Origin of the sequence: Gilliamella sp. B3464 (assembly GCF_026536145.1) — a bacterium.
In the GTDB taxonomy this organism is placed as follows: Bacteria; Pseudomonadota; Gammaproteobacteria; order Enterobacterales; family Orbaceae; genus Gilliamella.
In genome coordinates, this window is record NZ_JAFNOQ010000003.1 from 222,318 (window position 1) to 242,401 (window position 20,084).

At 33.6% G+C, this 20,084-nt stretch carries 18 protein-coding genes; 3 read left to right on the forward strand and 15 right to left on the reverse strand.

The window, feature by feature from the left end:
• Window positions 1-101 precede the first annotated feature (101 nt).
• From J3U57_RS05000 to accD, 6 genes are all read right to left on the reverse strand, one after another.
• A complete protein-coding gene (locus J3U57_RS05000) occupies window positions 102-2,801 on the reverse strand; it encodes an inverse autotransporter beta domain-containing protein (RefSeq protein WP_267343989.1) in 2,700 nt (899 codons plus the stop codon).
• A gap of 454 nt (window positions 2,802-3,255) precedes the next feature.
• Window positions 3,256-4,782: an amidophosphoribosyltransferase gene (gene purF, locus J3U57_RS05005; RefSeq protein ID WP_267343990.1), complete on the reverse strand. Its 1,527-nt coding sequence runs from the start codon at window positions 4,780-4,782 to the stop codon at window positions 3,256-3,258.
• An 18-nt stretch (window positions 4,783-4,800) separates the two neighbouring features.
• Window positions 4,801-5,286: a CvpA family protein gene (locus J3U57_RS05010; protein WP_065634277.1), complete on the reverse strand. Its 486-nt coding sequence runs from the start codon at window positions 5,284-5,286 to the stop codon at window positions 4,801-4,803.
• Window positions 5,287-5,342: 56 nt separating this feature from the next.
• On the reverse strand, window positions 5,343-5,936 hold the full coding sequence (locus J3U57_RS05015) for an SPOR domain-containing protein (RefSeq protein ID WP_267343991.1): 594 nt from the start codon (window positions 5,934-5,936) through the stop codon (window positions 5,343-5,345).
• Window positions 5,937-5,940: 4 nt separating this feature from the next.
• Window positions 5,941-7,212, reverse strand: coding sequence for a bifunctional tetrahydrofolate synthase/dihydrofolate synthase (folC, locus tag J3U57_RS05020; protein ID WP_416379653.1), 1,272 nt, complete (start codon window positions 7,210-7,212; stop codon window positions 5,941-5,943).
• Window positions 7,213-7,218: 6 nt separating this feature from the next.
• On the reverse strand, window positions 7,219-8,109 hold the full coding sequence (gene accD, locus J3U57_RS05025) for an acetyl-CoA carboxylase, carboxyltransferase subunit beta (RefSeq protein ID WP_065634214.1): 891 nt from the start codon (window positions 8,107-8,109) through the stop codon (window positions 7,219-7,221).
• Between the two features lie 311 nt (window positions 8,110-8,420).
• On the opposite strand from accD, the gene tmaR reads away from it, so the two are divergent.
• Window positions 8,421-8,741 carry a PTS system regulator TmaR gene (gene tmaR / locus J3U57_RS05030; protein WP_065634215.1) on the forward strand — a complete coding sequence of 107 codons (321 nt, stop codon included), beginning with the start codon at window positions 8,421-8,423 and terminating at the stop codon, window positions 8,739-8,741.
• A 50-nt stretch (window positions 8,742-8,791) separates the two neighbouring features.
• Here the strand turns inward: tmaR and yciH are convergent, their stop codons facing one another.
• The 8 genes from yciH to J3U57_RS05070 all read right to left on the reverse strand — a co-directional run bounded on the left by yciH (window position 8,792) and on the right by J3U57_RS05070 (window position 17,540).
• The gene (gene yciH, locus J3U57_RS05035) at window positions 8,792-9,112 is read right to left on the reverse strand and encodes a stress response translation initiation inhibitor YciH (RefSeq protein WP_267333626.1); all 321 of its coding nucleotides are present in this window, start codon (window positions 9,110-9,112) and stop codon (window positions 8,792-8,794) included.
• Between the two features lie 7 nt (window positions 9,113-9,119).
• Complete coding sequence (pyrF, locus tag J3U57_RS05040) at window positions 9,120-9,824, reverse strand: orotidine-5'-phosphate decarboxylase (protein ID WP_065634217.1); 705 nt, start codon at window positions 9,822-9,824, stop codon at window positions 9,120-9,122.
• 34 nt (window positions 9,825-9,858) lie between these two features.
• On the reverse strand, window positions 9,859-11,034 hold the full coding sequence (locus J3U57_RS05045; RefSeq protein WP_267333627.1) for a GDSL-type esterase/lipase family protein: 1,176 nt from the start codon (window positions 11,032-11,034) through the stop codon (window positions 9,859-9,861).
• Entirely contained in the window at window positions 11,027-12,286 is a 1,260-nt protein-coding gene (locus J3U57_RS05050) for a DUF459 domain-containing protein (RefSeq protein ID WP_267343993.1), read from the reverse strand. The genes J3U57_RS05045 and J3U57_RS05050 overlap by 8 nt, the downstream gene beginning before the upstream one ends.
• Window positions 12,287-12,355: 69 nt before the next feature.
• On the reverse strand, window positions 12,356-13,756 hold the full coding sequence (locus J3U57_RS05055) for an MBOAT family O-acyltransferase (protein ID WP_267343994.1): 1,401 nt from the start codon (window positions 13,754-13,756) through the stop codon (window positions 12,356-12,358).
• 63 nt (window positions 13,757-13,819) lie between these two features.
• A complete protein-coding gene (gene holB, locus J3U57_RS05060; RefSeq protein ID WP_267343995.1) occupies window positions 13,820-14,806 on the reverse strand; it encodes a DNA polymerase III subunit delta' in 987 nt (328 codons plus the stop codon).
• A 7-nt stretch (window positions 14,807-14,813) separates the two neighbouring features.
• Window positions 14,814-15,446: a dTMP kinase gene (gene tmk / locus J3U57_RS05065; protein WP_065634222.1), complete on the reverse strand. Its 633-nt coding sequence runs from the start codon at window positions 15,444-15,446 to the stop codon at window positions 14,814-14,816.
• Window positions 15,447-15,521: 75 nt separating this feature from the next.
• Entirely contained in the window at window positions 15,522-17,540 is a 2,019-nt protein-coding gene (locus J3U57_RS05070) for a KUP/HAK/KT family potassium transporter (protein ID WP_267343996.1), read from the reverse strand.
• Window positions 17,541-18,162: 622 nt separating this feature from the next.
• On the opposite strand from J3U57_RS05070, the gene J3U57_RS05075 reads away from it, so the two are divergent.
• Complete coding sequence (locus J3U57_RS05075; RefSeq protein WP_267343997.1) at window positions 18,163-18,567, forward strand: hypothetical protein; 405 nt, start codon at window positions 18,163-18,165, stop codon at window positions 18,565-18,567.
• Between the two features lie 14 nt (window positions 18,568-18,581).
• Window positions 18,582-18,950: a fumarate reductase subunit FrdD gene (frdD, locus tag J3U57_RS05080; RefSeq protein ID WP_267343998.1), complete on the forward strand. Its 369-nt coding sequence runs from the start codon at window positions 18,582-18,584 to the stop codon at window positions 18,948-18,950.
• A gap of 70 nt (window positions 18,951-19,020) precedes the next feature.
• Here the strand turns inward: frdD and J3U57_RS05085 are convergent, their stop codons facing one another.
• Complete coding sequence (locus tag J3U57_RS05085; protein WP_267343999.1) at window positions 19,021-19,884, reverse strand: hypothetical protein; 864 nt, start codon at window positions 19,882-19,884, stop codon at window positions 19,021-19,023.
• Window positions 19,885-20,084: the final 200 nt, after the last annotated feature.

The window sequence follows — 20,084 nt, forward strand, 5'->3', positions numbered from 1 at the left end:
TTATTTCTAAATTAACATGTTGTATTTATATAAATACACCACTTTGGTTGGTGTTCCCAGTAATAGGCTGCCGATTAACTTCGACAACCTAAAATCTATTATTAATTAACAACGACTTGCAATTTAAACCCTTGATCCCCAGCACAAGCTAATGGCGATGCATTAAGTGTTGCTAAATTCAAATAAGTCGGCGCTCCTTCACTCTTTTCAATACTCATTCCAGAAGACGCATAACTTTGTGTTCTTAAACTTCTTAATGTGTAATGAGCATCAACACCCATAGCGACATTAAACCAAGGTCCATTAGGGTTCTTCACAAAATCTGGTAATGCACTTGTTGCCTTACTACCAGGACATGCAAGCTCATTTGACCCCACTAATGACCAAATTATAAATGGATTTTTAATTTCATGCGCTTCATCTTCGTAACCCATAGGATAAGCTTTTACATAATATTCAGAATCAACTTTCCACTCATTTGGACCGCTTGGATCAAATTGAAGAAGATGACCTTCACTTCTTGCTACTAATACACCATCACTACGATAAACTTTTACTATTCCTGCTTTACCGCCAGAGAAATCTACGATCGCTTTATTGAACGATGTCCCAAACTGATCAATTGCGATAGAAAACTCAACAACACCTTCAATGTTAGAAGCAACATCTAAAAGATAACTATCACCTATGACCTCTGTACCTGCTGCTGTTGCTGACTTGGAAGAAGCTTTTTGTCCCATTTTTACTTTTTCAAACCCTTTAACAATAATACAAGGTTCTTGTGTCGGACAAGAGTTAACATTACCAGAAACACCATTAATTAAACTAATTTTTTTACCATTACTAGTCGCTGTCCAGCCTTTTAATACTGCATCAAAAGTTTCTGGAATACGATTCATTAAATCATCATCACTAAAACCTATTACATCTTGTGCAGAGGTAATTGAACCATTAATAACCTTTGGTTTAACTAACGTTGCTAATACGGTTATTGCACTTTGCCCATCTGCTGGATTCATTGCTAAAGCAGTTTTATTCCCACCTTTATCTACAGCCCAAACTCCAATTTTGCGCATTGAAGGATTAGGCAAAACTTCGAAAGTAACAGAGTTAGATGTCGCCGATTTACCTTTACCATCAGTCACTGTAACAGATAAAGTATATTTACCATTAGTACTGATTGGGTGACGCTGACCGTTTGCATCAACATAATTCGGCGCGACAATCTTCCAATTATTTGTATCAGCAGGAGGCGTCATCCAACTAGAAGCTGTACATATTCCAACAGTAGAGCATAGAAAGCCGCCTCCAGCATCAATTTCCATCATGTCACCAGACCATGAAAGGCTATTTAAACCTTTAGCATTATGTACACCAATAGTAACGCCGTAAGACTCACCTTCAAGTAACTGAAGTGCTTCAAGTCCTAGATCGACGCTCATTTTTTTATCTTTATATTCAAGTACAATATAATTATTACGATCGACAAGATCATAACGGCTACCTTTAACTGAACGAGCAGCCTGAACCATATCAGGATCAAGTTGATCTTTTAAAGGTGTACCAATACGATAGTTCATCGTCAATTCAGCTTTAGTTGCCTTTTTATTATCTTGTCCACGCTTATGTTCAGCTTTGATCGTAAAAAGCGGAACTGGCGTATAATCAATACTAGCCGTGATTGCTCTTGGGTCTTTTTGCAAATTATCTTTGCCAAACAATGCGACTTTATCACCATAGTATTGTTCATACATTAAAGAACCACCAAGATGTGGATATTGAGGTAAATAGCCTTGGAAACGGATATCAAATCCTCTAGCTGCTCGTTCTAAATAATCATCAAAGTCTTTAGATTCTTTCCAATCTGATAATGGATGATAATAGTTAACAGCAAACTTCATGTAATCGGTCCAAGCTTCAGCACCTACCCCTAAACGGTTATGAGATCGTTGAAAATCATGGTCGAAAAATACGTTATAACCCAATAACCACTTTTTATCTGCTACATCCCAACGTTGACCTATACCAAAGTTACCAATACGCCGATTATGTTCATATTCTTGAAACGAAAGTTGAGTAAATATCAACGTATCTTCTGTATCCAACCAAGGGCTAAACAATTTAAGATTGACGTTATTAAACGTACCTTTATCGCTTAAATCGAATTGCAATTGCGCAGTACCAAATCGACCTAAAAAGTCTTGTGCTGCACTTTTGATTGGATCAACAACTTGGTTTCTAACACCACCGCGGACATAATCCTCAGCATAATCTTTAGCTTTACTCTTTATATGACCTGACAAACCGCCATTATCTGGAGAGGTTATCTGTTTCCAATCTTGACTTGCTAAAGTTTGAATTGTTGATGCAACTTGGCTGGCTAAAGCACTTCTATCCACTTTAGGATCATATGTGTCATCGGATCCTAATTTAGGCAGATTAGCATATTTATTTTGGCTATCAGGATCCACTTTCTTTATTGCTGGTAATAATGGCGAATTTTCAGGAAGAACCAATCGTTCGCCAATCTCAACCACATCTTTCTTGTCATAACGACCAGCGTTCATTGCTCTTAATTCAGCAATAGATATACTACTTAGTAAAGCAATTTGATATAAGCTGCGTTGTTGGTTATTCACCATTTCACGAACTTTAGTACCATCTTTTAACTCAATTATCTTATTGCTATCAACAGCAGTTACTGGGCTAGAAGTGTTACTACCCGTAGCCCATGTTGTTTGACAACCTAGAGCTATAACAATTAGTGCAGAGATAACTTTTAAATTAAGATTGTTTCTCATCTTAATTATTCCTTATATTTCACCAGCAACATTGCTACAAAGTAACAAGTTATTTTTATTCTAAATAAGCATAGTTATAATTAAACCTTGTACACTTACAGTTCAAATTTATTGTTTTTCTATACTTAAATTTATTTAAAGATTGTGGATTTTTTTACAAAACCTCTTATTGGGTAGGATCATATTACAAAACTGTCATTTATCAAAATGATTTTATAATTTTTTTTTGATTTTTTTTTGTAAAAATATTAAATATTGTTTTTTTTCAAGTAATTAATATTATTTAATTATTAAAAGGCTATTTTACATAAAATTATAATTAATTGATTTATATGAATATTATTTTTATGACTTTTTTGTTATTGAAAAAAATCGAGAGGGAATAATAGAAAATAAATAAAAAAAACAGACAAATTAGCAAAAATTTATCTGTTTTTGAGATGTCTTCAACTAATCAATTATACGATTGATCTTCATTATAAATTTCTAAATTTTCCGATTCCTTTTGGCAAAACACTTTTTTATCATCGTTGCGTTTTTTTTCTAAAAGTGACAAATAAGTATCATTTATACCTTGAGTAATATACTTGCCATCAAAGACCGAACATTCAAAATGAGTAATGTTAGGATTTAATTCTCGTATCGCAGCAATTAAATCATCAAGGTTTTGGAAAATAAGTTTATCTGCACCAATATCTTTAGCGATTTGATCAACGTTACGATTATAAGCAATAAGTTCTCTGGCAACGGGCATATCGATGCCATAAACATTAGGGTGTCTTATTTCTGGTGCAGCCGAAGCCAAATACACTTTTTTAGCACCACAAGAGCGTACCATTTGAAGTATCTTTTCTGACGTAGTGCCTCGTACAATTGAATCATCTACCAGAAGAACATTTTTTCCTTCAAATTCTATACGATTGGCGTTGAGCTTTCTTCTTACTGAAAGTTTACGTGCACTTTGCCCTGGCATAATAAATGTACGACCAATATAACGATTTTTAACAAATCCTTGTCGATAAGGTTTATTTAAAATGCGTGCAATTTCGAGCGCAGCATCACATGAGGTTTCAGGAATGGGAATAACGACATCAATATCGATATCTTTCCATTCTCTCGCTATTTTTTGACCTAACTTTTGCCCCATTAAAATGCGAGATTGATAAACAGATACCCCATTCATTAGCGAATCAGGTCGGGCAAAATAGACATATTCAAAAATACATGGATAATATTGGGGGTTATCTGCACATTGTTGTGCATAAAATTGGCCATCTTGGGTAATGTAAATAGCTTCCCCTGGTTCAACATCACGCATCAATTCAAAATCAAGAATATCTAATGCAACGCTTTCTGACGCAACCATATATTCAGTTTTACCATTATCAAGTACGCGTTTTCCTATCACTAAAGGACGAATACCATATGGATCACGAAAAGCAACAAGTCCATGTCCAATAATCATAGCAACACAGGCATAAGCACCCTGAATAATATTATGTACTTGATGAACAGCCTGAAAGATATTATCAGCCGTTAACGGGTAAGTTGGAAATTTATCCAGTTCATTAGCTAAAATATTTAATAAGACTTCTGAATCCGAATTAGTATTGATATGGCGGCGTGCAAGTTCAAATACTTTATGGCGTAATTGGTCGGTATTAGTCAAATTTCCATTGTGCGCAAGCGCAATACCGTAAGGTGAATTAACATAAAAGGGTTGAGCTTCGGATGGACTAGAACTACCTGCTGTAGGGTAACGAATATGACCTATACCCAGTTTGCCTTGAAGTCGTTGCATATGATGTTCTTGAAAAACATCTTTAACCAAACCATTAGCCTTACGTAGACGAAAGCGATTTTGCTCATCAATAGTAACGATTCCGGCCGCATCTTGCCCTCGATGTTGTAACACCGTTAGAGCATCATAAATTGATTGATTAACTGTACTACATCCTACAATACCAACTACACCACACATATAACAATTACCTCAAATCTAATGCGCTAAAAAAGAAGACGAATTTTGGATATAATCAAAAAACCAACGAATAATAAAATGAAAATGTGGAATAAGCTGAGACTGAGTCCAATATTGAGATTGTGATAAAGGAGTAAAAGTATCAATAAAGAAAAGTACTGCAGCAACGACTAAAATACCACGTAACACACCAAAACAAATTCCTAAAACGCGGTCTGTACCTGATAACCCCGTTTTTTGAACCAACTGACCAATAATATAAGACACTATAGTACAAACTAATAATGTAGCAATAAACAAAATAGCAATAGCAACCGCAATTTTAACCACATCACTATCAAAATAGGTCAAATACTGGGTAATATGAGAATAAAATCGGCTAGCAATAAAAAAAGCAAGTATCCAACTGATAAGGGATAACGCTTCTCGAACAAAACCTCGAACAATGCTAATTAATGCAGAAAAAACAATGACCCCAATAATCGTAAAATCAACCCAATTCATCATCATAATCACTCACAATCTTATGTTAAGAATTTATTTTATTATAGTTACTGTATTTAGTTAGCCACTATAATACCTTTAAGTTTTGTCAAAGTATCTAGATCAACAATAACTTGTTCTGCTTGTTCTCTTTTAGCGTAAGGCCCAATCTGCAATTTAATAAGCTGGTTGGGTTCAGGATTTTTGGGAATTAGCCTAACGTTATAGTTATTTAATCGTAATAAAGCTACAAGCTCTTCTATTTTTTGTCTATTTTTTAACGCAGTAAGTTGAATCATGTAAGGTTTAGTTTCTTGACTTGATACAACTGACTTATTATTTACTGATGAAACACTATCATCATTTGTTGAAATATTATTTGAAGATAACGTATTTGAATTTTGGTCATCTTCCGGAATATAAGGAATATCAGCAACCTCATTATTTGGATTACCAAGTTGGCTTCCAGATTCAGTTGGTGATGTCATAACTTGATTTTGCTGGTTAACAATTTCAGGTTGTAAAATAGGCGTTGAAGAAATAGGTAAATTGGATTTATCGGTTAAAATCGATGGCGCTACTGCTGCTAAAATTAACAATAAAGTAGCAAAACCGACCCATCGATTTCGAACCCTATTTGGAGTGCTATTATTATTTTTTTTATTTTCCATAAAATTAATCATCAATTTCAGCTAAGACTGCAGATACCGTATGAAAAGATCCACATACCACAATAATATCATTTTTTTGAGCATCTTGAAGTGCTGCTCGGTAAGCATCACAAACATGATCAAATGTTAAAACGTTTTGGGCATTATTCTCGACTAAATATTGTTTTAATACATCACAACCACATCCTCGATCGCCATAAAGTGATGCACAATACCAAGCATCTCCATTTAATAACGACAATGTACCTTTGATATCCTTATCTTTCAACATGCCAATTACAAACATGACTCGACCAATATCCTTATTTTCGGTTTTTAAAGAATTTAACTGATTAGCTAAATAATGAGCTGCATGAGGATTATGTGCAACGTCTAAAATAACAAGTGGATGAGTTTTTACAATTTGAAATCGTCCCGTTAGGCTTGCTTTACCTAATCCTTCATTTATTTGTTGCTCAGCAATCTTAAATGATGAATAATTTAGGGCTGCAATAGCAGTGGCTGCATTTGATAACGGCACATGAGGAGTCACTAAAGATGAATATTGACATTTGTCAGAATAAAATTCCCAAACATTTTTATCTTTTTGCTCATAAGACCAATTTTGGTTTACCGCATATAAAGGACAATCGACAGCATTTGCCACATCAAAAATTGATTGAGGAATGTCTGGCTCCCCAACAATAGCAATACTTTTAGGCTTAAATATACCTGCTTTTTCTCGGCCAATGCTTTCACGAGTATTACCTAAATAATCGACATGATCTATAGCTATCGAAGTAATAATAGCCACATCAGCATCAACAATATTAGTCGCATCAAAACGCCCACCTAACCCGACTTCTAAAATAACAACATCTAAATTGGCTTGCTTAAATTGATATAAAGCCGCAAGTGTTGCAAATTCAAAATAAGTCAGTGAGATATCACCTCGAGCATTTTCAATTTCAATAAATGCATTTATTGTTTCTGTCTCGGTCGATTCTTGATTATTGATTCGTACGCGTTCAGTAAAACGTAAAAGGTGAGGAGAACTATACACACCTACTTGCATATTTGCTGCAAGCAATATCATTTCAAGTGTTTTACACGTTGTGCCTTTACCATTTGTTCCTGCAACAGTAAATACATAAGGAGCTGGTTGTAATAAGTTAAGCCTTTGAGCAACGGCTCTAACACGATCTAACCCCAAATCAATAGTCAATGGGTGTAGTTGCTCTAAATAACTAAGCCATGATTGTAAATCAGACTTAGCATTAGGTTTCGTATATTGTATGCTCACTTAATTTGTCTCGTTATTGGTGACATCATAAAAAGGGCTTGGTAATTTCATTAATTTAGCTAATAAACTGGCAATTTTAGAGCGCATGTCTTTACGATGAATGATCATATCTAACGCGCCTTTTTCAAGTAAAAATTCGCTACGCTGAAAACCTTCAGGTAAGGTTTCACGTACAGTTTGCTGAATGACTCTGGGACCAGCAAAGCCAATTAATGCCTTAGGTTCAGCAATATTAATATCACCTAGCATAGCTAAACTTGCTGATACGCCGCCCATAGTAGGATCGGTCATCACCGAAATATAAGGTAAACCTTCATCTTGCATTTTAGCTAAAATTGCACTTGTTTTTGCCATTTGCATGAGTGAAAAAAGTGCTTCTTGCATGCGAGCACCACCACTAGTTGAAAAACAAATTAATGGGCATTTATCAGCAATGGCTTGTTCTGCTGCACGTGTAAATAAAGCTCCTACAACAGAAGACATTGACCCACCAATAAAAGCAAATTCAAAACAAGCTACCACAACAGGAATCCCCAATAAAGTGCCTTTCATTACAACCATAGCTTCTTTTTCGTGCGTTTCTTTTTGAGCCGCTAATAAGCGATCTTTATACTTTTTAGTATCTTTAAATTTTAGAATATCTTTAGGCGCTAATTCAGATCCAATTTCAACATCAGAACCTTCATCTAAAAACCGATATAATCTTACACGTGCAGGAATATGCATATGATGATCGCATTTAGGACATACCTCTAAGTTACGATCTAATTCAGCTTGATAAATAATTTGCTCACAGTTACTACATTTGGTCCAAACACCACCAGGAATATTCGCTTTTTTATGATCTGACGATATATTATTTTTACTTAGAATTTTCTCAATCCAGCTCATTATGATTCTCTCATTTGATACGCTTTTAGAAATATCGGGGTATTGTATAATATTTTGGAATAATTCTTAATAGTTGTTTTAACTTTTATCTTTTTAATCAATTTTTTTCGAAAATTATCTGCATTTAAATATAAAAATAATCAAAATAAAAGCTATAAAAGATAAATATATCTATAACAGCATAATGACGAAATAAAATCACCATACCATCGTGATAACATTAAAAATATAATTAATATGATCTTGAAAAATTATTAGTATATAATTGCCTTTAATATATTTTTCCATTTTTTTGAAATAAGGGGTTACAGATGGACAAGGAAAAAGCAAGCGCACCATCGTTTCAAGATGTTTTAGAGTACATTCGTCTATCACGTCGATTAAATAAATTAAAACGTGAAATAGCAGACAACGAGAAAAAGATTCGTGACAACCAAAAACGCGTTCTATTACTTGAAAACTTAAGTGAATATATTAAGCCTGATATGACTTACGAAGAGCTTCAAGCGATTATTGCTAACATGAAAAGTGACTATGATGATCGTGTTGATGATTATATTATTAAAAATGCTGAAATTTCTAAAGAACGCCGTGATATTAGCAAAAAAATGCGGACATATCGCTCAAATTAATTGCAATTAAATAACTCCCACAATGGGAGTTATTTTTTTAGCTAATAACGTTAACCACCTGCTAGTTTTACCTTAAAACCTTTTTCTTCTAACAATGTTTTCAGTAAATCTCGTTTATCACCTTGAATCTCGATGGTTTCATCTTTGATAGACCCGCCACAACCACAGCGTTTTTTAAGTTCTGCTGCTAACTTTGATAATTGGGCATCATCCAAATCAAAACCCGAAATCACACAAACACCCTTGCCTTTACGCCCCGAAGTTTGCCGTTGAATACGAATAATACCATCACCTTTATCACGAGATAATTGTGTCTCTTTCGGTTTTATTCGACCTTTATCGGTTGAATATACAACTAGATTATCAGACATGCTTTGCTTAGCTCTTAGTTAAATCAAGTGTAGTTAAAATAGACTGTAATGCCTTAGCAGGATCTTCAGCTTGAGTAATTGGTCGACCAATGACAAGATAATCAGCACCTGCAGCTTGAGCTCGTTGAGGCGTCATGATACGACGTTGATCATCTGGCGTCGAACCGGCTGGACGAATACCTGGAGTAACTAATTTAAAATCACTGCCAAGCCGAGTTCTAAAACTTTGAACTTCTTTCGCCGAACATACAACACCATCAAGGCCACAATTCTTAGCTAGTATAGCTAATTTTGTCGCCTGTTCTAAAGGTGAAACATGAATACCAATTTCTTGAAGATCAGAAGACTCCATACTCGTCAATACTGTCACTGCAATTAATATTGGTGCTTGTTTACCATAAGGATAAAGTGCATCTTTTGCTGCTTGCATCATGCGAGCACCACCACTTGCGTGTACATTAGTCATCCAAACCCCTAAATCGGCAGCGGCAGAGACGGCTTTAGCTACCGTATTTGGAATATCATGAAATTTAAGATCTAAAAAAATATCAAAGCCTTTATTCATAATTTGTTTAATAAATTCAGGCCCGGCATGGGTAAATAACTCTTTGCCAATTTTAAGACGGCAATCTTTTGGATCAACACGATCAATAAAATTCCATGCTGATTTAACATCAGCAAAATCAACAGCAACAATAATTGGAGATGACATAACTTAGTTATTCCTTTTTAGTCTTAAATTTTGTCTATTTTTTTTGTACAAAGTCATTCAAATCAGCATAAAACATTCGAGCACTCTCTTTATAACCTTGTAATGTTTGATGAACTAAATCTGCACGAGCCAGTCCCCGCTGTCGCCACTCTTTAACTGCAAATTTACCCCCCATTGCCAGTTGCCAATCCCAAAATAATGTCTTTTCGGATTTAGCGACTTGTCTTTGAATATTTTTAATTGTTGAAAAAGATTTCGGGGTATCTTTTTCATTCGCCATGGTATCTGGAGGTGACATTAATAAAATCGTTGCATCAGGCAAAGATTTACGAATTTGTCTTATACTATTCACTAAATTTTTGCGATAAGCAGTAGGATCTAACGTTTCATCAAAACTCTCATTTGTTCCATATTCAAGAATCACTAAATCAGTTTTTGATAAAGCTAATTCTTTAAACCAATTAGGGCTCCATTTTTGCCATATGGTTTGCTTAGCGCCATTAGTGGCTATAGCCGATACAACTACCCCAGGTTGTTGATAACGCGTTAACCATATTCCACCGAGTTCAACATCATTTTGCCCTTTTATCATTAAAGGCATTTTCGACACAATAGAAGCCGTTTGCCACACATTCGCTTGAGGCACATAATTAAAATTAATCTTTTTATTATTAACATCATAAATTCCAAATACATTAGGCGTATTTTTTGATGTTTTAAAAGTGAATTTTACTTGCCAATCTTTATTGGCTAATGATTTTGGTGAAATTTGTATTACAGCAGAATCCTTCAACGGTTTGGCAATAAACCCCCCCATAGGAAAATCTAAATTGCTTAGTGTTCTACTACTTAATACATCCCAATTTTTATTTTTCCAGGTAACCGCTGCATGGCTTTGTCCTTTAATTGCAACAGGCGTTATCCAGCCAATACCCGCATCACCATATTTTCCTTGCATTAACGTTCTAAATTCACCAGTGAAAAAATCTGCTGCGGTATGCGAATCACCAAATTGGGTTATATTAACAACATCATCGCTATTTCTGTTCGCTGCTAACGATTTTAACCTTGTTGCAAATTGTTTAGCGTTGGGATCGCCAAAATCAATAATCCCCGATACAGTTGTTGTGGTCGTACTTTCTGCTACACTACATCCAACAGTGAATGTCACCGCAATAATAGCTAGAATATACTTTAAAAACTTAATCACTATGGGTACCCTCTAATTCTTTAAAAATTATTTTTTCCATAATGGCCTTTGCCAGAATTTTTTGGCCAGTTGGTGTAAAATGAACCCCATCATCCACCCTTACTTTTATTTTTTCATTATTTGTTTCAATAAAACTATTGAATTTTTCGTATGTACAACCGAGTAACTCATTGGTTGTTAAAAAATGCTGTTGCGTTTTGTCAATCTCAGATTTATATAATGTATTAAGGTAAACCATGCCATCATTTAATTTAGGTTTACGCATACATGGTGCAGCTAGCCAAAGCACTTGTATATGATGTTCACGAGCATTACTCAAAATATTGGCTATACGTAAACGGTATTGTTCTTCCCATAATTCAGATTTGAATTTCGCGTATTTAGCGTATCCTTTAACGGGAAAATCCCAAGGGTCATTAGGCCCTAAAAAAACCACAAGCAGCTTTATTGTAGGATCGTCGGCTAGTGTATCACTAATAGTTTTTGGCCAATCAAAAGCATTGGGATAAGCAAGTCCGGTGCTTTGTTTACTCAAATCTATACTTTCTATTTTATACTGTTTGAATAACATTTTTTTAACATATGGTGCAACACCTTGCATTAATGAGTCACCCGCAAAAAAAACCTTATCATTTTCAGTTAAAACAATTGGCAACGGTTGATGAATCAACGGGACATCATGTATTTGAACTTTTGGTAATTCATCTTTTTCTTTTGCTGGTAATAACGTTGGCGCTTTGTTAGATTTTTCAAGTGGTTTTTTAATACTACTTTCAACCTGTTTATTTTTATCTGATAATGATTTATCTTTTGGTAAGATTTCATCTTTAATCTTATCTTTACTTAATCGTTTAATCGCATCAGGTTGAATAATTATAGGTTTAACAGTATGGCTTTGCTCTATTGGATTTACATTTTTATTAACTTGTGGTTCATGTTTACTATCTTTTGTTATAGTTGAATCTTGGGTTTGAGCTATAGCATCTTCACTCGATTCTTCACCTTGTTCTTCTGGAAAAGAGTCTTGTATTAAAGTATTAGAATGAAATAGATCAGAATGGTAAGTTTGCTGCCAATAAATCAGTATTGATTTATAATAAAGCACCATTAAAGCTATTCCAGTTACAAACAATAAAATAAAAATATATCTTGCTGATAAACAAGTATTGATATTTACCGCAACATCTCTCTTTTTATAAGACTTATTAGCTACTTCTTTTTTATTGATCGTATTATGACGTCGCCGTTTCACATTCGATCTGTTTTTTTTCTTATTTTTAGAAAACGATTTCTTATATAGCATAATGAATTAACATCATAATTAAAAGTTAGCATAAATAAAGTTTGGCACACCTGATGGTGCAATATATATAGTTACCCACAATATCAAAATAAAAATGAAAGGCAAATACCATGGTTTTATTTTACCTAATTGCAAAGTAAACCAATCAGGAATATTTTTAAACAATGGATAAGTAAAAAATATAATACATATAAATAAAAAAGCACCAATATAATTGGGTTCAATAAAGAAGTTATGTGTTAATGCAGTTAAATAATCGATGGCATCAGGCAAACTTTCACTATTAAAAAATAGCCATGTAAAGCAGACATAATGCCAAGTAATTAACCTTGCTATTATTGGTGAACGTGCAGTTATCCAATTTCGACCGAAATAACGATCACCAATATTAAGGACAATAATACCTATGCCATGACACGCACCCCAAATGATAAAGTTAATGCCTGCTCCATGCCATAACCCAGATAATAACATCGCTAACAAGACATTTATTTGTGTGCGAATAAATCCTTTTCGACTACCACCTAGTGGTATATAAATATAATCACGAATCCAATGTGATAAACTGATGTGCCAACGATCCCAAAATTCACGTAAATTCAGAGCTAAATAAGGAAAGTTGAAGTTGATTGGTAAACGAAAACCTAATAATAAAGCTATTGCTGTCACTAAATCGGTATAACCAGAAAAATTCAAATAGATTTGCATTGCATAACCATAAAGGCCCACTAACAAATCAATAACATTAAATTCCAATGGATTAGCAAAAATTGGTTTTACCCAGTTTTCACTAACTAAACCACCTAAACAATACACTTTAATCACGGCTAAAATTATTAAAGTAAAAGCTCGAAACGGTTGTAATATTTCACGAGGTTGACTCACCGCAATTTGAGGCAGGAAATCTTTAGCACGATTAATTGGACCGGCAATAATACTAGGAAAAAAAGACAAAAACAGAGCAAAATCCCAAAATTTAGCTACAGGTAACGCTTTTTTTTGCACCGATACTAAGTAACTTACAGAATGAAAAGTATAAAATGAAATTCCGATTGGAATCAGTACGGTGATAACGGGTAATAAAATAGGTAAATGGCAAAAATTCAGTAATGCTTGTAATTCATATCGGAAAAAATCAAAATATTTAAATAAAGCTAAATTAATTATCGATACACACAAAGCCAAAATTAGCCATCGCTTTGCATGACGTTGTGATGAGGCAATAGCAAGTGAAAATAGATAAATAATGCAGGTGTAAACAAGCAAAATTAGCGCGAACTGCCAACTATAACTAGCAACAATCAAATAGCTTGCTATTAATAGTAATTTATTTTGTAAATTAGGTGAAAAACAGCATCCCCAATACAAAGCAAAGAAAGCAATAAAAAGTAGGCCAAATTCAATAGATAAATAACTCACAGTTATCCTTTTTACTTAAACATACATCAAACTAAAATGTAGTTACAAAATATAATTAGCTTATCATTGACTAATTAATTCCGATTGAGCAAGCACATTATAAACCATTAATTCTTTATTCAAACCTGTAACCGATAATAATAATATTCTTGCCTGCAACCATAAATCATAAAGAGCTAGAATTTTTTCATTATCCATTCTCGCCAATAACCTTACCAATGGCACCTGATCGCGATTAATAATAAAACGTCCCGCTTTTTGCTGTGCTTTTAAAGCATCACTTAACAAACTTGAAAACCAGATTATATATTCAATCACTTGCTCATTATTAAGTGTTTTGGCCAATTGCCAATAATCATTTTGGGGTAAAACGTTTAATAACTGCTCACAAAAAAGTTTTCGTTGTTGCCATTTTTCAGGCGCTAATAACGCTTCAGCTGTTATTGGTGCATTTTCGCTCAATAACAATGCACAGGCAAGTTCATTATCATTATACGGCTGAATGTGTTGTTTTTTTAACCACAAAACAGATTGTTCTAATTCAGGAACAGGTAAAAAATAACGAAAACACCGACTATGTATAGTCGGTAATAAATGACTATTATGCTCACTACTTAAAATAAAATAAGTATTTTCAGGGGGTTCTTCTAGCGTTTTTAATAATGCATTTGCTGCGGCCTCTGTCATTAATGCCGCATTCTCAATCCAAATAACTTTATTACCACCCTGTTGCGATTTTTCATAAATTTTAGTGGTAAGCGTTCGTATTTGATCGATACCGATGGATTGCTTACCTTGCTCATTAGTGACTATATAAAAATCAGGATGATGCTGCGATAAAAATAATCGACAACTGTGACAGTTTAAACATGGTTCTAACTGATGTGACGATTGACACAACAAACGATTAGCAAGCAAACTAACAAACTTATCTTCGCCACTGCCTTGTACATAATTGATTAACCAAGCATGATGAGCTCGCTGATGTAAAATACTATCAGCTAATTGTTGATAAGGTAAAGAAAGCCAAGGATAATCATTAAAAATCATATATATATCAAACCTGTGTTGACAACCATTGAGTTAATACTGTTTCAATCTGTTTAGTCACTACTTCAATTGATTGTGAAGCATCAATTGTTACAATAGTATTATCTTGTGCCGCAAGTGTTAAATAACGCTCGCGTATTCTATCAAAAAAAGATAAAGACTGTTGTTCAATCCGATCGAGTTCACCTCTTGATCTTGCGCGTAATAAACCAATTTTAGGTTCAATATCCAAATATAGCGTCAAATCCGGTTTAAAATTGCCAAGCACCTGATCTTTTAATGTTTTAATAAAAACATCATCTAATTGACGACCACCACCTTGATAGGCTTGCGTCGACAAATCATGTCGATCACCTATCACCCAATTCCCCAATTTAAGTGCAGGCTTAATCACATTTTCAATAAGTTGAATGCGTGCAGCATATAACATCAATAATTCGGCTTTATCTGTCAAAGGTTCATTATCTAAACCATTTTTAATAATATTACGTAGTGCTTCTGCAATTGGCGTTCCACCAGGTTCACGAGTAAATTGAATATCGCCAACGTTATGCTGACTTAAAATATGAGCAACAGTATCAATTGCAGTGGTTTTACCTGCCCCTTCCAGCCCCTCGATGACAATAAATTTACCTGTCATATTCATTTCCTACTATATTAATGAACGTTTATTGAATAATGACTATTGTACGCTATTTTTTAATTTTCGTTGAATTCAATTATGATCGGTATCGGGTATGGCATCAGCAATATCCTGATCAGTTGTAATTCCCAACTGTGATTGCTCAATAAGTTGTTTTAACGTTTCACAGTCTGATTCATACTCGTTAGCAATCATTGGCACAAATTCAACTAATGTTAATGTTGGATCGATATCAAACATTTCAGCATCAGAGGTAAATTTCATTTTAATAAAAGAGTAAATAGCCAGCATTGGGCGATTGATAAAATTGACATCAACATTTCGTAATGTACGTTCAACAATAACGTATAAACTATCTCCTCGTTGATCTTTTATTGAAGGATAGCGTGATGACAAATTAACTAAATTTTGTTGCTCCATTCTAGTTGCAATTAATTGTACATATTGTTCAACGTGCATGTCGACTTTAAAACCAATATTTAAATCGATACGAAAAACTTTATATGGCACTAAAACTTCAACTTGATACTCAAATTTATAGGGTTCATCCATGCGATTAATTGAAACAAACCAATATGTATCAGCGCGTTTAGGTTTCCGTTCAAATAACGAGTAAGTGATTTTACTTTCAACTGCATGTAACCCTTGTGCTCGGGTTAAGTAAAAAAGATGGGTTGCGGTTTTATCAATAGTTTTATCATGGCTAATTGCTACAATTTTAGCTAAATATTCAGCATCTAATTTGACAAATGAATTATGCTCACGTTTCAAACGACGCCCGGTAAACCATGAGTACATAATAATAAATATAAAACCAGCAATTAAAATAGAGGCAAACCCACCATGGAAGAATTTTTGGATATTAGCGACAAAAAAACCAATTTCAATTACCATAAAAAATAATGTCAATGGGACACTATACCAAAGTGGCTTATTATTTTTCATAAAATAGAAGAATAACAATACAGTGGTCATCAACATGCTAAGAGTAATGGCTAATCCATAAGCCGCTTCTAAATTAATTGAGGATTGGAAGCTTATTACCATCAATGCAGAAAGGGTAAACAATATATAATTAATTGATCTTATATACATCTGGCCTTTAATCAAAGTTGGATATTTTACCCGCACATTTGGCCATAAATCCAATGAAATAGCTTCGCTAATTATGGTAAAGGCACCGCTGATTAAAGCTTGACACGCAATAAACGCAGCCAATGCCGACATAATAATTCCCGTTAATCTAAACCACTCTGGCATCATCATAAAAAATGGATTGACTTCAGGACCAATTATTTGCGGATGAGAAATCACCCACGCCGCTTGCCCCAAATAATTGATAATCAAGCAGCTCTTTACATATCCCCAAGAAATACGAATGTTTTTCAGTCCGCAATGCCCTAAATCAGAATAAAGTGCTTCAGCCCCTGTTGTGCACATAAAAATAGCACCTAAGATAACTAGTGCATCGGGCGCTTCAATAATAAATCTTACCGCATACATAGGATTAAAAGCGGCTAATACATTCAAATGCGGCAATAATCGATACAGTCCTAAAATACCCAATGTTGAAAACCAAATCAGCATGCCAACGCCAAAAAATCGTCCTAAGGAGCCCGTGCCAAAAGGTTGGATAAAAAATAGTACTGCAATTAAAAGTAAGGTGACTGGAATGATTGGAATACTAGAATAAATAACATTTAGTCCTTCAATTGCAGTGATAATGGTAATAGCAGGTGTGATAGCGCCATCGGCTAGTAACGCTGCTGCCCCAATAATTGCAATAATAAATGTCCACTGGTAACGCCGCCGAATTAAAGCATATAAGGATAAAATTCCTCCTTCACCTTTATTATCGGCTCGCAATGTGATAATCACATATTTTAAGGTAGTTTGAATAGTCAATGTCCAAATTACACAAGACACGGCGCCCAAAATATAGAAAGGGTTTGCCCATTGATTATTAGGTAAACCATGAATGATAGACTTTAGCACATATAGCGGCGATGTACCGATATCCCCATAGACAATACCAATGGCACTAATAATACCCACAATTCCGACCGGAATTTTATGACTTGAGTTGTTCATTTTCGTTTAAATCAAAACATCCTTGTTATAACTAGCATAATATCGAGGATGCAAATAATATCGCGTTAGTAAGTTTTGTTGCTATATTATTCAATTATCCAAAAAATACAAATAATAATTAACCGTTGCATAAAATTTGTGACAGTTAATACTAAATTACATCTTTCCTTAAAATAATTAACTATATCTTTATGAAAATAATGGATATTTTCTAAATTATTAATTCTAATAATCATCATTAATACAGATATTTTATTGGTGCAACTATATGAATAATAATGGTTGTTGTTTTTTTACTTCCATTATATCTTTTTAGGAAAAAATTAAGTAAATCGAAATAGTTTAGTATTCTGCTCTGTGTCATCTGACAAGATGTTTTCCATCTAGCTTTTATCAAATGAATAAAAGAATCTGTGTTTTTAATAACACAAGGTAAACGCACGATTCAATAACTTGTATTTGCGGCACGATATGCAAAGCCTAATCATAGTGAAAATCGCTATGATAAATAAGCTTAAATTAACGACATGAATTGGATTTACGATTATAATGAATAATCCAACTTCAAATTACACCAACATAATAAATTACCTAATTTAAAATAGGCAATGTAAAGAAATTTATGAATAAAAAAAATAACAATCAATATCCTATAGAAAATTATCTTAATAATCTATCACCAAAACCGAATTGGCTATTATCTATCATACAAAAATTGGTCCCCTTTTCTATGATTTGGGTAAGTCTTGTATTAATGTACGGGGTCATTTGTATGTACACCAATATGATGGGGCAAGATGAGTTTTATCGTTTTATCTTTTTTTTACAAAGTCCTTTTGTGATTGTACTTAATTGTATTGCCTTGCTAGGAGCAATTTACCATTCAATACACTGGTTTAATTTAGCCCCAAATGTAGTTTTTTCGGCTAATTCAACTAAAACAACCAAGTGTTACCTACTTACAGCAGGTTTATGGTTCGTTTCGATCATCATTTCAATTTGCTTACTGTTATTTATTTTAAGATAAACGGTCTTTACATAATGAAAAATCAACAAATCCAAACACAGCACTTAGAACAAAAAAAGCAAGGAAAAGTAGCAAAAGGATTGTTTGCTTTAGGAGGAATATGGGCAGCAATTTTTTCGCCAGTGATTATTATCATAATGGTTTATATTATTCCTTTTGGTGATGCAACAACGCGTTCTTATATCTTAAAAATAGCAAATACAGAAGTAGGGAAACTATTCTTATTTTTGATGATATCTCTACCTATTTGGTGTGGATTACAACAGATATTAACGATATTACATCAATTTAATATTTACCCAAAACGTGAAAAAATACTAACTTATGGGCTAGCTCTTGCCTGGACTTTACATGCAATTTATATTCTTTTTATACGAATATAAATCAAATAAAATTTTTATAATTAATAAAAAGGGTTATTTAATAAATAACCCTCAGTTAGAACGGTAAAGATCAGTAATAACTAATTTGCCTACTAATTTGAGTTTGTTTATCACTTTGATCGACTTTCACTTTACTGGCTGTAAGCCAATCGTTTTTATCATTAAACGTTAAAAAATGAGTCATATAATTTGCAACATTCTTACCACTTGACCAATAAGAAGTTTGTATTGAGCTTAAACGGTGATTATTATCAAACTGATATAAAAAATCATTTTCATTTTTCATATTGTTACTAAATTGATACAAAACTTTAGCCAATTGCTGTTGCTGGTAAGCAAAAGTATAAGATGAACCACCATTTTGATCTACACCAGTAAATTTTCCTTTTTCATCAACACCTTTAACTTTCCATTGTACATTTTTACTAATTAGACAATTATTCGCATCATACTGATAGCTGTCAGTTTCAATAAAGATAAAATCAACTGCTTTTTTGGCTTGTTGCGATTCAACAATTTTACCTTGGCTATCGGTTTTAAATTGAATGATACTATTTGTTCTATCTTCCACATCTTCAATAATATTTTCCCATCCAACATTGGTTTTTTGCAGATGTTCTGAATAAACGCGTTGATTTTCGTTTGAAAACAGCTCATATTGACTCTGTGTTATCAGTCCATTCGAGTCATAATCTAAGGTATGCTTAGCAGTAGAACTGATACTATTTCCCTTATCAAGTTTAGTTGCTATAGTGCGTATTTCTTGCTTAATACCTTTGGTTGGCAAATCAATATAATCTAAAATTTGAAAAATATAGTTATTGGCTGAAACCAAATTCTCAGCAGGATTATCGTTACAAGTCAAAGCGGTGGCATTTAACGAAATCAACGATAAGCATGGTGTGAATAAAAAAGGTAAAATATATTTATGCATGATTATCCTATAAAATGAATTAATTTATTAATCGTGTTATCAACTTGAAGTAATTTAATTATCGACATAGCGATGACTTTTTCCCATTAATAAAGCATCGGTCCAATCGACTTGTTCTTCTACTTTTGCCTCATTTTTATCTTTATTATTTACCATATCTGCATGAATAAATGTTTTATTTTTAGGTTTAAGTGGTTTAT

What these genes read in the sequence shown, in the direction of transcription:
- J3U57_RS05000 (WP_267343989.1), bottom strand. Translation starts at nt 2,801, where the DNA reads ATGAGAAACAATCTTAATTTAAAAGTTATCTCTGCACTAATTGTTATA.
- purF (WP_267343990.1), bottom strand. Translation starts at nt 4,782, where the DNA reads ATGTGTGGTGTAGTTGGTATTGTAGGATGTAGTACAGTTAATCAATCA.
- J3U57_RS05010 (WP_065634277.1), bottom strand. Translation starts at nt 5,286, where the DNA reads ATGAATTGGGTTGATTTTACGATTATTGGGGTCATTGTTTTTTCTGCA.
- J3U57_RS05015 (WP_267343991.1), bottom strand. Translation starts at nt 5,936, where the DNA reads ATGGAAAATAAAAAAAATAATAATAGCACTCCAAATAGGGTTCGAAAT.
- accD (WP_065634214.1), bottom strand. Translation starts at nt 8,109, where the DNA reads ATGAGCTGGATTGAGAAAATTCTAAGTAAAAATAATATATCGTCAGAT.
- tmaR (WP_065634215.1), top strand. Translation starts at nt 8,421, where the DNA reads ATGGACAAGGAAAAAGCAAGCGCACCATCGTTTCAAGATGTTTTAGAG.
- yciH (WP_267333626.1), bottom strand. Translation starts at nt 9,112, where the DNA reads ATGTCTGATAATCTAGTTGTATATTCAACCGATAAAGGTCGAATAAAA.
- pyrF (WP_065634217.1), bottom strand. Translation starts at nt 9,824, where the DNA reads ATGTCATCTCCAATTATTGTTGCTGTTGATTTTGCTGATGTTAAATCA.
- holB (WP_267343995.1), bottom strand. Translation starts at nt 14,806, where the DNA reads ATGATTTTTAATGATTATCCTTGGCTTTCTTTACCTTATCAACAATTA.
- tmk (WP_065634222.1), bottom strand. Translation starts at nt 15,446, where the DNA reads ATGACAGGTAAATTTATTGTCATCGAGGGGCTGGAAGGGGCAGGTAAA.
- J3U57_RS05070 (WP_267343996.1), bottom strand. Translation starts at nt 17,540, where the DNA reads ATGAACAACTCAAGTCATAAAATTCCGGTCGGAATTGTGGGTATTATT.
- J3U57_RS05075 (WP_267343997.1), top strand. Translation starts at nt 18,163, where the DNA reads ATGAATAAAAAAAATAACAATCAATATCCTATAGAAAATTATCTTAAT.
- frdD (WP_267343998.1), top strand. Translation starts at nt 18,582, where the DNA reads ATGAAAAATCAACAAATCCAAACACAGCACTTAGAACAAAAAAAGCAA.
- J3U57_RS05085 (WP_267343999.1), bottom strand. Translation starts at nt 19,884, where the DNA reads ATGCATAAATATATTTTACCTTTTTTATTCACACCATGCTTATCGTTG.